The 14169-nt window shown below is 74.4% G+C and carries 10 protein-coding genes; 5 read left to right on the top strand and 5 right to left on the bottom strand.

The window, feature by feature from the left end; all coding sequences use genetic code 11:
- Positions 1-22: 22 nt before the first annotated feature.
- The 4 genes from ACFVUH_RS01990 to ACFVUH_RS01975 all read right to left on the bottom strand — a co-directional run bounded on the left by ACFVUH_RS01990 (position 23) and on the right by ACFVUH_RS01975 (position 4582).
- Positions 23-403, bottom strand: a complete 381-nt coding sequence (locus ACFVUH_RS01990; RefSeq protein WP_355362774.1) for a DUF742 domain-containing protein — start codon at positions 401-403, stop codon at positions 23-25.
- Positions 400-831: a roadblock/LC7 domain-containing protein gene (locus ACFVUH_RS01985; RefSeq protein ID WP_355362776.1), complete on the bottom strand. Its 432-nt coding sequence runs from the start codon at positions 829-831 to the stop codon at positions 400-402. Before ACFVUH_RS01985 ends, ACFVUH_RS01990 begins: the two co-directional genes overlap by 4 nt.
- The gene (locus ACFVUH_RS01980) at positions 831-2909 is read right to left on the bottom strand and encodes a sensor histidine kinase (protein ID WP_387910534.1); all 2079 of its coding nucleotides are present in this window, start codon (positions 2907-2909) and stop codon (positions 831-833) included. The genes ACFVUH_RS01985 and ACFVUH_RS01980 overlap by 1 nt, the downstream gene beginning before the upstream one ends.
- A gap of 395 nt (positions 2910-3304) precedes the next feature.
- Positions 3305-4582: an acyl-CoA dehydrogenase family protein gene (locus tag ACFVUH_RS01975; protein ID WP_387910533.1), complete on the bottom strand. Its 1278-nt coding sequence runs from the start codon at positions 4580-4582 to the stop codon at positions 3305-3307.
- Between the two features lie 475 nt (positions 4583-5057).
- Between ACFVUH_RS01975 and ACFVUH_RS01970 the strand changes: the two genes are divergently transcribed.
- From ACFVUH_RS01970 to ACFVUH_RS01955, 4 genes are all read left to right on the top strand, one after another.
- Positions 5058-6125 (top strand): GAF domain-containing protein, encoded by a 1068-nt coding sequence (locus ACFVUH_RS01970; protein WP_355362780.1) that lies wholly within the window; start codon positions 5058-5060, stop codon positions 6123-6125.
- Positions 6126-6500: 375 nt separating this feature from the next.
- Positions 6501-7955, top strand: coding sequence for a lipase maturation factor family protein (locus tag ACFVUH_RS01965; RefSeq protein WP_387910767.1), 1455 nt, complete (start codon positions 6501-6503; stop codon positions 7953-7955).
- A gap of 317 nt (positions 7956-8272) precedes the next feature.
- Positions 8273-10804, top strand: coding sequence for a hypothetical protein (locus ACFVUH_RS01960; RefSeq protein WP_387910530.1), 2532 nt, complete (start codon positions 8273-8275; stop codon positions 10802-10804).
- Positions 10805-10979: 175 nt separating this feature from the next.
- Complete coding sequence (locus ACFVUH_RS01955; protein WP_387910529.1) at positions 10980-12005, top strand: LD-carboxypeptidase; 1026 nt, start codon at positions 10980-10982, stop codon at positions 12003-12005.
- A gap of 39 nt (positions 12006-12044) precedes the next feature.
- On the opposite strand, the gene ACFVUH_RS01950 is transcribed toward ACFVUH_RS01955, so the two are convergent.
- Positions 12045-12848, bottom strand: coding sequence for a helical backbone metal receptor (locus ACFVUH_RS01950; RefSeq protein WP_387910766.1), 804 nt, complete (start codon positions 12846-12848; stop codon positions 12045-12047).
- A 228-nt stretch (positions 12849-13076) separates the two neighbouring features.
- On the opposite strand from ACFVUH_RS01950, the gene ACFVUH_RS01945 reads away from it, so the two are divergent.
- Positions 13077-14168 carry an ABC transporter substrate-binding protein gene (locus tag ACFVUH_RS01945; protein ID WP_387910527.1) on the top strand — a complete coding sequence of 364 codons (1092 nt, stop codon included), beginning with the start codon at positions 13077-13079 and terminating at the stop codon, positions 14166-14168.
- Position 14169: the final 1 nt, after the last annotated feature.

The following is a 14169-nucleotide window of genomic DNA, read 5'->3' as shown; positions in this document are numbered from 1 at the left end:
GCCGAGGAGGGAGCGCGTCGGCTCAGAGCCGGCGGACACCCTCGATCACGGCCTGGATCAACGCGATGTCCGGCGCCTCGGCGAGCTCGACGGGTGCCCGGGTGAGGATCATCCGGGCCTCGGCGAGGTCGTCCAGCAGCACCTTGACCACGCTCACCGGGAGGTCCAGCACGGCCGCGATCTCGGCCACCGCGAGCGGGCGTTCCCGGCAGAGGTCCAGGATCGCGGCCGGTTCGGGCGTCAGACGGCTGGTGTCGGTGCGGGGGTCGGCGGTGACCACCAGGGTGATCAGCGCGAAGCCGTCACGGACCGGACCGGTGCGCCCGTTGGTGATGGCGTAGGGGCGGACCAGATGGCCGGCCTCCTTGTCGAAGAACCAGGCCTCGGCGGCGTCGGCGGTCACGCACCGCCACCCGCATCCGGATGGCCGGCGTCGCTGCGCGGCGCAGCGGTGAGGTACTGGCCGACCTGCTTGACCAGCATGTTGATCTCGTAGGCCATCAGCCCGGCGTCGACCGCCTCGCTGGTCAGCACGGCGAGCCGGGCGCCCTGGCCGGCGGTCGTGACGAACAGGAACAGCCGGTCCATCTCGATCACGGTCTGCCGCACCCGCCCGCCGTCGAACCGGTGGCCGGCGCCGCGGGCGAGGCTCTGCAGGCCGGACGCGACGGCCGACAGGTGCTCGGCGTCGGCCCGGTCGAGCCCCTGGGAGAGCCCGACCAGCAGGCCGTCCTCGGACAGGACGACGGCGTGCCGGGTCTCCGGGACCCGCGCCACGAGCTGGTCCAGCAGCCAGTTGAGGTCGCGCTCGGCGTCGGTGTGCTGCGTCATCACTGCTGTTCCTTAGCTGCGGAAGGCGCGTCCGGGTCGGGGGTCGTGGCACGGGCGGTGCGGGTGCCGCGCTGGATGGCGGCCATGGTGGCCCGCGAGCGCTGCGGGGAGGGGTCGTCGCCGGGCTGTGCGGGGAAGCCGGGCTGCCCGCCGTCGTGGGGCGAGGGCTGTCCGTACGGGGCCGGGGGGGACGCGTGGGCCTCGCGCAACTGTTCGGCGAGGCTGGCGTTGCGGACCCGCTGGGGCAGGATGCGCGGCGTGCGCAGCTCGCTCTGGCGCCCGTGCTCGTCGCGGGTCTCCCCGGCACGCTGGTGCACGGGTGCCGCGGGCGGGGCAGGCGGGGCGGGCGGCGCGGGTGCCACCGGCGGCGCGGCCGACGGCCCGCGGGCGCCGCTCTCGAACATGCTCGGCCCGGGCTCGTCCACCGGTTCCTGGTAGGGCAGGGGCCGACTGGGCCGCGCCACGACCACCGCGCCCGGCAGACCGGGGATCGCCGAGCCCACGGGCAGGCCGCCGTTGACCGTCGGATCGTCCTGGCCCTGCGGGCCGACACCCTCGGGGTAGCGCGCGACCAGCTCGCCGATCACCAGACCGCCGTCGCCGCCGTTGCCACCGCCGCCCGCGAGCCCGTCGTCCCCGGCGGCAACCTCATCCGAACCAGCACCAGCACCAGTACCAGCACCAGCGGCACCGGGACCGGGTCCCACCGCCGAGGGCCCGTTGCCCATCAGCCCGTCGAGCACCCCGGCGAGCGCGCCCGAGAGCTCCTGGTCGGTCCTGCCGGCGCTCGTACCGACGTCCGTACCGGCGCCCGCCCCGGTGCCCGCACCCGCACCCGGCCCCGCCCCGCTCTCCGGGCTGCCACCGGGCTCGCCGCCCGGCCGCAGGTCCGGCGCCGGGGACCGGGTGACCCGGGCGCCCGCCGGCAGGCCGGTGACGGCGGACGGTGCCTCCGCCTGGTGCAGCAGCGCCGCCGGCACCAGCACCACGGCCCGCGTCCCGCCGTACGGCGAGGGGCGCAGCGTGACCTGGACGTCGTGCCGGGCGGCCAGCCGGGCGACCACGAAGAGCCCGAGCCGCAGGTCGTCGCCGAGCGCGGAGACGTCCAGCTCCGGCGGGTTGGCCAGGTAGTCGTTGAGCCGCTGGTACTCCTCCTCGACCATGCCGAGGCCGCGGTCCTCGACCTCCACCACCAGGCCCTTCGGGACCTCCTGCGCGGAGACCTGCACCTGGGTGTAGGGCGGGGAGAAGGTGGTGCCGTTCTCGATCAGCTCGGCGACGAGGTGGATCACGTCGGCGACGGCCTGGCCGCCGAGCGAGGTGCGCGGCACGCCCTGGACGACGACCCGTGAGTAGTTCTCGGTCTCGGAGACGGCGCTGCGCAGCACGTTGACCATGGGCACGGCGTTGCGCCAGCGCCGTGCGGGCAGCGCGCCGCCCAGGATGACCAGGTTCTCGGCGTTGCGCCGCATCCGGGTGGCGAGGTGGTCGACGGCGAACAGCTCGCGCAGCAGGTCGGGTTCCTCGTGCTCGCGCTCCAGCGCGTCCAGCATGCTGATCTGGCGGTGGATCAGGATCTGGGTGCGGCGCGCGATGTTGAGGAAGACCTTCTTCGTCCCCTCGCGGCCCTGGGCCTGGTGAACGATCGCGGCGACGGCGGCCTGCCGGACGGCGGCGAGGCCGTCGGCGGCCTGCTGGAGTTCGTCGCCGGTCCGCCGGGACGGGGTCCGGGCGGGCGGGGTCGGGACCGACTCGCCGGCCCGCAGACGGCCGACGACCTGCGGGATCTCCTGCTGGGCGATCGCCAGGGCGTCGGTGTGCAGGGAGGCGATCCGGGCCGGAAGGACGCGCGCGGTGCGCAGCCCGCGTGCCAGGCTCAGGAGCAGGACGACGGCGACGGCGGCGCTGCCGGCGTACAGGGCGTTGCGCTCTCCGGTCCCGCGCAGCAGGTAGCAGGCGTAGCCCCAGGCGGCGGCGAGGCCGAGGCAGGGGAGCAGCGTGAGGGTGAGGATCGAGCTGCGTAGGGAGCCGGGCCGGCCGGCGCGGTGGCCCGTCCGGGGGGACGATATGCCTGGCATCTGATTCCTTGTAGCAGGGCCGAACGGCGGGGTGTCCGTCTGCGGTCCGGCGGGGGCCGCTGGGGCGCCACGGCCGACAGTGCCCGGAGGGTTGCCGGAGCTGGTGACCCGGGGGTTCACCGTCCGGACGGATGCAGCACGGCCGCCGACTCCAGGCACGCTACCAGCCCGGGGTGCCCTTCGGGCAACATCAACTGACCATATGTGAACGCCTGATGACAGGTCGTCCGGGCATCCCGTGGCCGCCCGACCGGGTATTCGCACTGGTCGGCGAAGGCGTGGGGGAGTGGCGGGCGGCTTTCCGGCGGCCGGGGCCGTGGTCGCCGGAAAGCCGTCAGGGACAGGTCAGGAAGCGCCGTCCTGGTGGGCCGCGCCGAGCGCGCGGATCCGGCGGGTCAGCCCGCCAGCGGCATCCGCAGCACCGCCGCCGCGCCGCTCTGCAGCTCCGCCTCCGCGCGGGCCTCGCGTTCGGCCGCCTCGCTCCACGCCCAGCCGGCCAGGTCGGCGAGCTCGGCCGACCACTGCTTGCCGTAGGTGCCCGAGGCCACCTGGCCGAGCCGCAGCCGCTGGACGTCCGAGGTCCCGGCCGGCGGGTAGGTGTGGGTCGCGTCGCGCAGGTAGCGCTCGATGTGGAACTCCGCCTGCAGGCCGCGGCCGGCGTGGATCTCCATCGCGTTGCGCGCCGAGTCCAGCGCGTACTCGGTGTTGACCAGTTTGGCGTTCATCAGTTCGGCGTCGCACGGCTTGCCGTGGTCCAGCAGGTGCGAGGCGTGGTACGCGGCGAGCTTGGCGGTCATCAGCCGGGACTGCATCTCGCCCAGCTTCAACGCGATGTTGGGCAGTTGGGAGAGCGGCTTGCCGTAGAGCACGCGCGCCTCGGCGAACCGCACGGTGTCCTCGACGATCGCCACGTGGATGCCGAGGGCGACCGCCGCCAGGTTCAGCCGCCCGTACAGCGTGGAGGAGGAGTAGGCGACGTCCAGGCCCTGGCCCTCCCGGCCGAGCAGGTTGGCGGCCGGGATCCGGCAGCCCTCGAAGACGAGTTCGCCGAAGCTGAAGCCGTGCAGTCCGCTCTGCGAGCCGAGGGAGCCGGTGCGGAACCCGGGCCGGTCGCTCTCCACCAGGAAGGCGGAGAGCCCCCGGCTGCCCTGGCCGGTGCGCAGCACCACGCCGTGCACGTCGCCGATGTGCGAGTTCCCCACGAACCACTTGCGGCCGTCGAGCACGTACTCGTCGCCCTCGCGGCGGGCGGTGCCGCTCATGCCGAGCACATGGCCGCCGGACTCCGGTTCGGTCACGGCGATGGTGGGCAGCGCCGCGCCGGAGGCGAACCTGGGCAGCCAGTAGCGGCGTTGGGCGTCGTTGCCGAAGTGGATGACCTTGGCGACGCCGAGCTGCGAGGCCTGGGCCATCGCCCCCATGGCGCCGCTGACCCGGGACAGCTCCTCGACGATGACGGTCTTGGCGAGGTGTCCCAGACCCAGCCCGCCGAATTCGCGCGGGATGGTGACGCCGATCCAGCCCCGGCGGGCGATCTCCTGCGCGATTGCGAACTCGACCTGGCGCTCGGCCTCCATTCTGGTCACCTGCGGGCGCACTTCCTTCTCCGCGAACTCGCGCACCTCCGCACGGAGGCTCTCGTGTCGTTCGTCGGTGAAGTAGTCCATCGCCATGCCCGGGTCCTCTCGGGTTCGGTTCGTTCGGTGGATGTGCCTCCGTCCGTGCAGCCGATCCGCGTCGGCCGCCGAGGGCGTGGGGGATGTGACGGTGGCGGCCGGGCGCCCCGTTGCAGCGGGCGCGTGCGGAAGTGCCGGCGGTGGCCCTCGCTGCCCTTGGGGACCGCCGATTTTCGGCAGGGCTCATTGTCATATGCGCTTGGGAAGCGCTCTACGGAGGATCTTGGATTGGCGCGATCAGGTCGTTCGGGCGCGGTGGAGGATTGAAACCCCGCGAGGCGGGGATATGTCGTTCCCCCGATTGCCGGATGGCTCGGATCCGATGGTTCCGCTTCCGGTTCCCCTCCCGTTCCCGGCAGGCGGCCTGCCCGCCGCCTCCTTGTCCAACATCAGGCTTTGACGCCTCATCAGCAGTCGAGACGGCACGGGCCGAGAGCGCCGAAGCTGCCGGATGTCTGATTACATGTGCGCCATGACTGATGTGATGAGCACTCAAGGCCAGTTCCCGGGTGCCGCCGGGGAGTCGGAACGGGCCCGCAGGCTTCGCAGCCTGGGGCTCGACGAACCCACCGCGGACGAGGCCTTCGACCGCTTCGCCCACCTGGCCGCCAGCATCACCCGCGCCCCCATCGCGATGGTCAACTTCATCAACGACGAGCGCCAGATGTTCCGGGGGCTCTACATTCCGCCAACCTCCCCCGACATTCCGGCCGGAGAGGGCTCCTCCTGGGCCGACCGCGGCATCGCCTTCGACCTGCCGACCCGGCAGATGCCGCTGAGCCACGGCTTCTGCCCCCACGTCGTCGCCCAGCGCTCCCCCCTCGCGCTGGACGACATCCTCGCCTACCCCCGGTTCGCCGGGAACCCGGTCGTCGACGAACTCGGCGTGCGCGCCTACCTCGGCGCCCCGCTCGTCGACGACACCAACACCGTCATCGGCACCGTCTGCGTCCTCGACCGCGAACCCCGCCAGTGGGGCCGCGAGCGCCTGCGCGACATCCAGCACCTCGCCGAGGCCCTGCTCTCCGAGATCCGGCTGCGCGACAACCTGCTCGCCCAGCAGCAGGAGATGTTCGCGGCCTTCGACGGCTCGCCCTTCCCGATCATGCTCACCGACGGCCCCGGCCAGGAGATCCGCTACGCCAACGCCCAGCACGCCGAGGTCTTCGGCGCCCCGGCGGCGTACGGCGCCATCGGCCAGGCCTACCCCCAGCTCGGCGCCGCCGGCCTCCAGCAGGCGGTCTCCGAGGCCTACCGCACCGGCCGCGCGACCGTCCTCAACGACGTACGCGTGCCGTCCCTGCGCCCCGACGCCCAGCGCGGCCAGCAGATCTTCAGCTTCACCTGCAGCCCGCTGCGCACCGCGCGCACCGGTCAGGTCACCGGGGTGCTCACGGTCGGCATGGACGTCACCGCGCAGTCCCGCACGGAGGAGGAACTCGGCACCCTGGCCGCGCTCCTGGTCGACCGCCTCCAGCAGAACGGCGCCCCCGTCACCCGCCCCGGCACCGGCGAGGCCGGGCTCGTCCTGCCGGCCTGAGCGCCGGCCGTCTCCCCCTACCGCACCAGTTCCCACCGCACCGTCTCCCCACCGCACCGTCTCCCCACCGCACCGGCCCCCTGCCGTGCAGGCCTGGTACCACAGGCCCCGAAGGACCCCGGGCACCCGCCGCACCCCGACCGTGCGCCCGGTTCCGCCGCGTCCGCCACCACGGCGGGGCGCCTCTCACCCCCGAGGAGAGGCCCCCCGCCACGGTGCTGTCCCGACCGGCGCCGTCGTCCGGATCAGCGCCGTCGTCCGGATCAGCACCGTCCCTCCCGGCGCCGTCCGGGTGAACGCCGTCCGGGTGAACCGGCGCCCACCGCCCCGCCGGGCACGCCCGCGCGAGCGCCGCCGATGGTAGGCATGGGCCGCATGCAGTGGTTCGCCGCCCCCGAGTACTGGCTCAGCAGGCTCCTCGTGCAACGGCTGCTGGCCGCCCTCTACCTCACCGGCTTCCTCGCCGCGGCCCTCCAGTTCCGCGCCCTCATCGGCAGCCGCGGCATGCTCCCCGTCCCCCGCTTCACCGCCAGGGTCCCGTTCCGGCAGGCGCCCGGCTTCTTCCACCTCCACTACAGCGACCGCTTCTTCGCCGCCGTCGCCTGGACCGGCGCCACGCTCTCCGCCGCCCTCGTCGGCGGCCTCGGCGACGCCGTGCCGCTGTGGACGTCGATGCTCTGCTGGGCGGCGCTCTGGGCCCTCTACCTCTCGATCGTCAACGTGGGGCAGACGTGGTACTCGTTCGGATGGGAATCGCTGCTGCTGGAAGCGGGCTTCCTGGCCGTCTTCCTCGGCAACGGCGACACCGCCCCACCCGCCCCCGTGCTGTGGCTGCTGCGCTGGCTGGTCTTCCGGGTCGAGTTCGGCGCCGGACTGATCAAGCTGCGCGGCGACAGCTGCTGGCGCGACCTGACCTGCCTGCGCTTCCATCACGAGACCCAACCGATGCCCGGGCCGCTCAGCTGGTTCTTCCACCACCTGCCCGACCCGCTGCACCGCGTCGAGGCCGCGGCCAACCACGTCACCCAACTCGCCCTCCCCGTCTGCCTGCTGCTCCCGCAGCCGGTCGCCGGCTACGCCGCCTGCGTCGTCGTCGCCACCCAGCTCTGGCTGGTCGCCTCCGGCAACTTCGCCTGGCTCAACTGGCTCACCATCGCCCTCGCCCTCGCCGCCGTCGACCCGGCCCGCCTCGGCCTGCCCGTCCACCCCCGCGCCTACGGCGACACACCGCCCTGGTTCGAGGCCCTCGCGCTCGCCGTCACCGCCACCGTCCTCGTCCTCAGCTACTGGCCGGTCCGCAACATGCTCTCCCGCCGCCAGGTCATGAACCGCTCGTTCAACGGCCTGCACCTGGTCAACACCTACGGCGCGTTCGGCAGCGTCAACCGGACCCGTCAGGAGGTCGTGGTCGAGGGCACGGACGAGCCGGTGGTCACCCGGCACACCGTGTGGAAGGAGTACGGCTTCAAGGGCAAACCCGGCGACGTGCGCCGGGCCCCGCGCCAGTACGCCCCCTACCACCTGCGGCTCGACTGGCTGATGTGGTTCGCCGGGATCTCGCCGGGCTACGCCCGGCCGTGGTTCCTGCCGTTCGCCGCCCGGCTGCTGGTCAACGACCCGGACACGCTGCGCCTGCTGCGCCACAACCCCTTCCCGGACGGTCCTCCGACCCACGTCCGGGCGACCCTCCACCTCTACCGGTTCACCGATTGGCGCGAACTGCGGCAAACCGGAGCGTGGTGGCACCGCACGGCGCTCTACGAGTACCTCGCGCCGGTCGACCTCGCCACCCTGGCCCGCGCCGGCCACCGTCCGCCGCCCGCGCGGTGACCCGGCGGTGACCGGGCGGCGGAGCACCGGCGGCCCCCGGGTGACCGGGCCGCGCACGACCGGGGGACGACCGGTGGACGACCACCCGACCGGCCCTCCCGAGTGGCGCCCGGGCGGGCGGTACGGCACGCCACACCGCCCCGAGGGACGGTGGGTGCGTGCATGGCTCGAACGGGCACCCGTATTCTTGGCCTCCGACCGGCAGCCCGACCGCGCGCCCCCCGGCCCCTCGCACCGAGGCCCACCGCGCACCCGGACCGCCGCCCCCTCGCCGCCCGTCCACGCCCCCGCCGCAGCCGCCCAGAACCGGACCTCACATGACAGTGCTTCACTCCCGCAACGCCGACGCGGCCGACGCAGCCGGCTCCGCAGACGTCAAGGACACCACGGACACCAAGGCCGCCACGGACACCGCCGACACCGCCGAGACCGCCAACCCCGCGGACACGACGGACACGGCGGACACCAAGGACGTCGCGGCCACGGCCGACACCGGCACCGACACCGACCTGCGCGAGGACCTCGGCCGCTACGCCGAACTCGGCGCGTTCACGCTCACCGCCGACACCCACCCCTGGTACGCCGCCCTCGACACCGTCGCCACCCCCGAGGACGCCCGCGCCGCGTCCACCGTCCTCGCCGAACTCCGCGGCCACGACCTCCAGCAGGTGTGGGAGGACATCACCACGCTCGCCGCCGACGTCAAGCTCGACGCACCGGACACCGTCGGCAAGACCGCGGTGCTCGTCGAGATGCTCCAGCTGGTCCGCCGCACCGCGACCGTCCTCGTGCCCGCCGCGTACGACACCGACCTCGAATCCCTGATCGCCGCCACCGCCGACCGCAACTGGCGGCGCGAGCGCGGCGTCAAGCTCTCCTGGCTGCGCGCCCGCTCGCTGCGCAAGCAGGCCGCCGCCCTCGCCGTCACCAGCCGCCCCCGCGCGCAGGACCTCCACGAGGCGCTCGCCTCCGCCGAGGTCGAGCGGCGCGCCTGGGCCGCCCTGGCCCCCGTCGGCACCCTGCCCAGCGCGCCGTCCGACGGCGAGCTGGCCCACCGCACGGCGCAGGCCATCGAGGCCGTCAACAGCGGCGTGCGCGAACTCGCCCGCCTGCTGCCCGGCCAGGACCTCGACGCGCTGTCCTTCCCGGACCTCGTCGACCTGGTCGACCGCCTCGCCACCGACGAGGGCACCCTCTACCGACTCCCCACCCTCCGCGGCCTGCGCGCCACCCTGGAGGACGCCGGCCTCGCCGACCTCCTCACCGAACTCGCCGCCGCCCACGCCGACCGTCGCGCCGCCGAGGCCGCCTACACCGCCCGCCAGGCCCTGGCGGGCGGCCAGCGCGACGGCCTGACGCCGGCGACGCAGGAGCGGGCGGCGGACGCCGCCGAGGACGCGGCTGCGGAGGCCGTCGAGGAGACCGCCGAGGCGGTGACCGAGACCGAGGCCGAGACCGCCGAGGCCGGGACCGGGGTTGAGCCCGAGGCGGCGGAGCCGGAGGCCACGACCGACGAGCAGCCGCTCAGCGTCATCCTCCCCGCCCCGTCCCCGGCCGCCGACGACCTGGTCGGCATCACCGCCGCCCCGCCGGCCCAGCCCTCCGCCCCCGACGCCGAGACCATCGCCCCCGCCGAGACGGAGGCCGAGGTCGCGGTCGAGGCCGAGGAGACCTCCGAGCCGGCCGCCGTCGTGATCACCACGTTCGTCGCCGTCGACGACACCGAGGCCGAGACCGTCACCGAGGCCGAGGCCGCTGAGGAGACGGCCGAGCCGGTTGTCGAGCTGCCGGTTGAGGTTGAGCCGGTTGCCGAGGAGGCTGCGTCCGGGGTTGTGGCGGAGGCCGTGGTTGACGAGGTGGTCGAGCCGGCGGCGGAGGTCGCGGTCGAGGCTGCTGGGAAGGCCGTGCCGGAGCCGGTTGCCGAGGTCGCTGCTGAGGTTGTGGCCGAGTCCGCCGTGGAGGCTCCGGCTGACGAGGTGATCGAGGCCGAGGCTGCTGCCGAGATTGCGGCGGAGCCCGTGGCTGAGACTCCGGTCGGGGAGACGGCCGAGCCGGTTGTTGACCTGCCGGTTGAGGTTGAGCCGGTTGCCGAGGAGGCTGCGTCCGGGGTTGTGGCGGAGGCCGTGGTTGACGAGGTGGTCGAGCCAGCGGCGGAGGTCGCGGTCGAGGCTGCTGGGAAGACCGTGCCGCAGCCGGTTGCCGAGGTCGCTGCTGAGGTTGTGGCCGAGTCCGCCGTGGACGCTCCGGCTGACGAGGTGGCCGAGGCCGACGTTGAGGAGGCTGCGCCCGAGGCCGCTGCCGAGGCTGGGGCGGAGCCCGTGGCTGAGACTCCGGCTGAGGAGACGGCCGAGCCGGTTGTCGAGCTGCCGGTTGAGGTTGAGCCGGTTGCCGAGTCCGCGGTGGAGGCTCCGGTCGGCGACGAGGTCGAGCCCGAGGCTGCTGCTGAGGACGCTGCGCCCGAGGTTGTGGCGGAGCCCGCCGTGGAGACTTCGGCTGAGGCTGAGGCTGAGGCCGAGGCGGCGCCGGTTGCCGAGGTTGCCGAGGTTGCCGCTGCGCCTGAGCCCGAGGCCGAGCCGGTCGCCGAGGCTGCCGAGGAGCCGGCCACCGAGGCCGCCACCGCCCCCGAGGCCGGTGGGCGGCCGGAGAAGCCCGAGTTCACGCCGGGGCGGCCGGTGACCGCGTACTCGGCGGAGGAACTGCTCGCGATCGTGCGCTGGGTGGACGGCGACGGGGTCGAGCGGAGCGACGAGGAGCTGCTGCGGGCGGCGATGAAGGAGCTCGGCTTCGCCCGTCTCGGCCCGCGGATCAAGGAGGCGCTGGGCGCCGCCGTCGGCGCCGCGCGGGCCTGACGCCCGAGGGGTACCGGGAAGGCCCCGGGCACGTGGTCACCGACCGCCTGCCCGGGGCCTTCGCCGTGTCCACCCATCGAAATCCGATTGCCCTACGGGCGTGGGCTGTTGAGACTCGGCGACGGTCGGACAAACCGATCAACGCCGATCGGCGCCAACAGAGTGGAGCCCCCGCATGCCCGACCTCCTGCGCCCCCGCGCCCTCGGCCCGGGCGACGTCGTCGCCGTCGCGGCGCCCGCCGGACCCCTGGAGGCCGACGCCGCGCCGCTGCTGGAACGCGGCGTCGCGACGCTCACGGCCATGGGCTTCCGCGTGCGCCGCACGCCGCTGACCGAGCCGGGGCGCCGCCGTTGGTGGGCGGCGGCCGGGCCCGCCGCGCAGGCCGAGGAGTTCAACCGGCTGCTGCGCGACCCCGAGGTCCGGGCGATCGTCGCGCACACCGGAGGGCAGGCTGCCGCGGGGTGGCTGGACCGGCTGGACGTCGATGCCGTCCGCGCCGACCCCAAGCCGGTGCTCGGGTGCAGCGACGTCTCGCTGCTCCTGCTCGCGCTGCACGCCCGTACCGGCCTGGTCGGTGTCCACGGCGACATGGCGACATACGGACTCGGCGGCTCCTGGCACGCCGCCGAACCGACCGCCGCACCGACCGCCACACCGGCCGCCAGGACGCTCGCCGGCCTCTACCGCCGCGTCCTCACCGACCCGGCGGTGCCGCTCGGCCCGCTCCCGGAACTCCGCGCCTCGGGCGGCTGGGAGTGCTGGCGGCCCGGCCGCGCGTCCGGACCGCTGCTCGGCGGCCTGCTCGGGCGGCTGGTCGCGCTCCAGGCGACGCCCTACGCGCTGCCCGCCGAGCGCTTCGACGGAGCGGTGCTGTTCTGGGAGGAGGTGGACCGGCCGCTGTCGGGGGTGTGGCAGGACCTGCACCTGCTCCGGATGTCCGGCGTGTTCGACCGGATCGCCGGGATGGTCGTCGGTGTGCCGCACCGGGTCACCGCGGCCGGCTGCGCGGACGACGCCCCGGCGCCGTCGCTGCGCGAGGTCGTGCTCGACGTGCTGGGCGACCGGCCGCTGCCGGTGCTCGGCGGGGTGGACCTCGGCCACGCCGGTCCCAACCTGCCGCTGCCGCTGGGCGTGCGCGCCACCGTGGACGCCACCGCCCGCACCCTCGGCCTCGACGAACCGGCCGTCACCCCGCGCTGACGCGGCCCGGGAGCACCCGGCCCCGGACGACCGGATCACTCACCCGTGCACCGAAGCCCGGGCGAGCTGCCGGGCCAGGACCGCCGGGGCCTCGACCAGGGACGGGCCGTACCAGGTGAGGTGGCGGCCGCTCACCAGGGCCGTCGGGATGTCCGGGAAGCACTCCGGGCCGTCGTCGGCGGTGAACCGGTAGGGCTCGTCGGGCAGGACCACCAGGTCGGGGCGGGTGGCGAGCAGGTCGGGGAGCGGGACGGCCGGGTAGCGCTCGGGCCGGGCCGGGTCCTCGGCGTGCGGGAGACGCAGGCCGAGGCGGCGCAGCAGGTCCCCGGCGAAGGTGTCGTGGCCGAGCACCATCCAGGGGCGACGCCAGATCGGTACCACCGCCCGGCGGGCCGGTCCCGGCAGCGGGCGGACGTCGGCCCGGGCGGCGGCGTCCGAGGCGTCGAGGTCGAAGGTGTCCAGGGCGGCCCAGGCGGCCTCGGCGGCGTCCAGCCAGGGCGGGCGGGGCAGGCCGCAGCCGACGGTGAGCAGCCGGTCGAGGGAGCGGAACGCCTGGTCCAGGGTGCGGATGTCGGTGACCCAGACGGGCAGGCCGGCCGCACGCAGGGCGTCCAGGTCGGGGCGGCGGTTCTCCTCGTCGTTGGCGATCACGAGGTCGGGAGCGAGCGCCGTGATCCGGGCCACGTCCGGGTTCTTGGTGCCGCCGATCCGGGGCACGTCCAGGCCGGCGGGGTGGCTGCACCAGTCGGTGGCCCCGGCCAACAGCCCCTCCGCGCTCGCGGCGACCGCCTCGGTGAGCGAGGGCACCAGCGACACCACCCGCCGCACCGGCCCCGGCCCCAGCGGCACGGGCAGCCCGAGGTCGTCGGCCGGAAGCCGTTCGGCGGGCGGCCCGTCGGCCGACGGGCCCGGCCCGGGGGTGGCGGAGAGCGAGGTCACCGCGTCACCATAACGGCAACGGCCGGTGGCCGAAGGGGCAAACTCACGGGAACCGGGCGGGCACAGCGGCCGACTACTGGTCCGGGTTCAGCGGACGAACCCGAGCACAACCATTCACCAGGAGAGTTTCTGATGCGCCCTCGCGTCTTCTGCGGTATCGCGGCCGCCGTCGCCCTGTTCGCCACGGCATGTACCAGCGGTGGTGATGGCGGTGGGGACACCGCGGGAGGCGGCGTCAGCGCCTCGGCGGGGGCCGGCGGGGCGTTCCCGGTCAAGGTGGCCGACTGCGCAGGCAAGGAGACCACCGTCAAGCAGGCGCCCCAGCGGATCGTCACCAGCGACGCGGCCGCGCTGGAGATGCTGCTGCAACTGGGTGCCGGCGCGCGGGTCGTGGGCACCGGGTTCCCGCCGGGCAAGGGCAGCCTGTCGGCGGCCGTCGCCGAACAGGGCGCCAAGGTGCCGGCGCTGGGCGACACCCTGATCCCCAAGGAGAAGCTGCTCGGCTCCGGCGCCGACCTCTACGTGGACACCTTCGGGCCGATGCCGGGGATGGGCGCGGCGGGCGCCGGGCCGAGCGAGGAGGAGCTGAAGGCGGTCGGCATCCAGCACGTGCTGCTGCTCTCCACGGCCTGCGCCACCGGGCCCAAGGCGGCCCAGGGCCCGCGCACCGACCTCGCCGCCGTCGAGGAGGACGTCCGCCGCCTCGGCGCGGTCACCGGGACGGCCGCCCGGGCCGAGGAACTGGTCGGGGCGATGGAGAAGCAGATCACGGAGGTCAAGAACGCCACCGCCGGCGTACCGGAGGCGCAGCGTCCCGGGTACTTCCTCTTCGACTTCGACGCCGGTACAAAGCAACCGATGGCCGTCTGCGGCAAGCAGGTCGCCAACGCGGTGATCACCCTGGCCGGCGCGCGCAACGTGTTCGCCGACTGCGACGCCGACTTCCGGCCCGTCTCCTGGGAGGACGTGGTGGCGAAGAACCCGGACTGGATCCAGCTCGCGGTGCGCAACCGCGGTGGCGAGGAGGAGAACCGCAAGGCCTTCGACGAGGCCGAGGCGTTCCTCAAGGGCTTCCCGGCCACCCAGGGACTGAAGGCCGTGCAGGAGGGACACCTCCTGCGGATCGGCTCCGAGGTCACCACCATCGCCGGGACCCGCAACGCCGACACCGTGCGGCAGATCGCGGCGGCGCTCCACCCGACGCTCGTCAAGAACGGGCAGTAGG

Origin of the sequence: Kitasatospora sp. NPDC058032 (assembly GCF_042885845.1) — a bacterium.
Classification (GTDB): domain Bacteria; phylum Actinomycetota; class Actinomycetes; order Streptomycetales; family Streptomycetaceae; genus Kitasatospora.
This window is presented reverse-complemented; position numbering and strand designations above follow the sequence as displayed.

Coding starts and splice junctions, on each gene's coding strand:
- ACFVUH_RS01985 (WP_355362776.1), bottom strand. CDS start 831: ATGACGCAGCACACCGACGCCGAGCGCGACCTCAACTGGCTGCTGGAC.
- ACFVUH_RS01980 (WP_387910534.1), bottom strand. CDS start 2,909: ATGCCAGGCATATCGTCCCCCCGGACGGGCCACCGCGCCGGCCGGCCC.
- ACFVUH_RS01975 (WP_387910533.1), bottom strand. CDS start 4,582: ATGGCGATGGACTACTTCACCGACGAACGACACGAGAGCCTCCGTGCG.
- ACFVUH_RS01970 (WP_355362780.1), top strand. CDS start 5,058: ATGACTGATGTGATGAGCACTCAAGGCCAGTTCCCGGGTGCCGCCGGG.
- ACFVUH_RS01965 (WP_387910767.1), top strand. CDS start 6,501: ATGCAGTGGTTCGCCGCCCCCGAGTACTGGCTCAGCAGGCTCCTCGTG.
- ACFVUH_RS01960 (WP_387910530.1), top strand. CDS start 8,273: ATGACAGTGCTTCACTCCCGCAACGCCGACGCGGCCGACGCAGCCGGC.
- ACFVUH_RS01955 (WP_387910529.1), top strand. CDS start 10,980: ATGCCCGACCTCCTGCGCCCCCGCGCCCTCGGCCCGGGCGACGTCGTC.
- ACFVUH_RS01945 (WP_387910527.1), top strand. CDS start 13,077: ATGCGCCCTCGCGTCTTCTGCGGTATCGCGGCCGCCGTCGCCCTGTTC.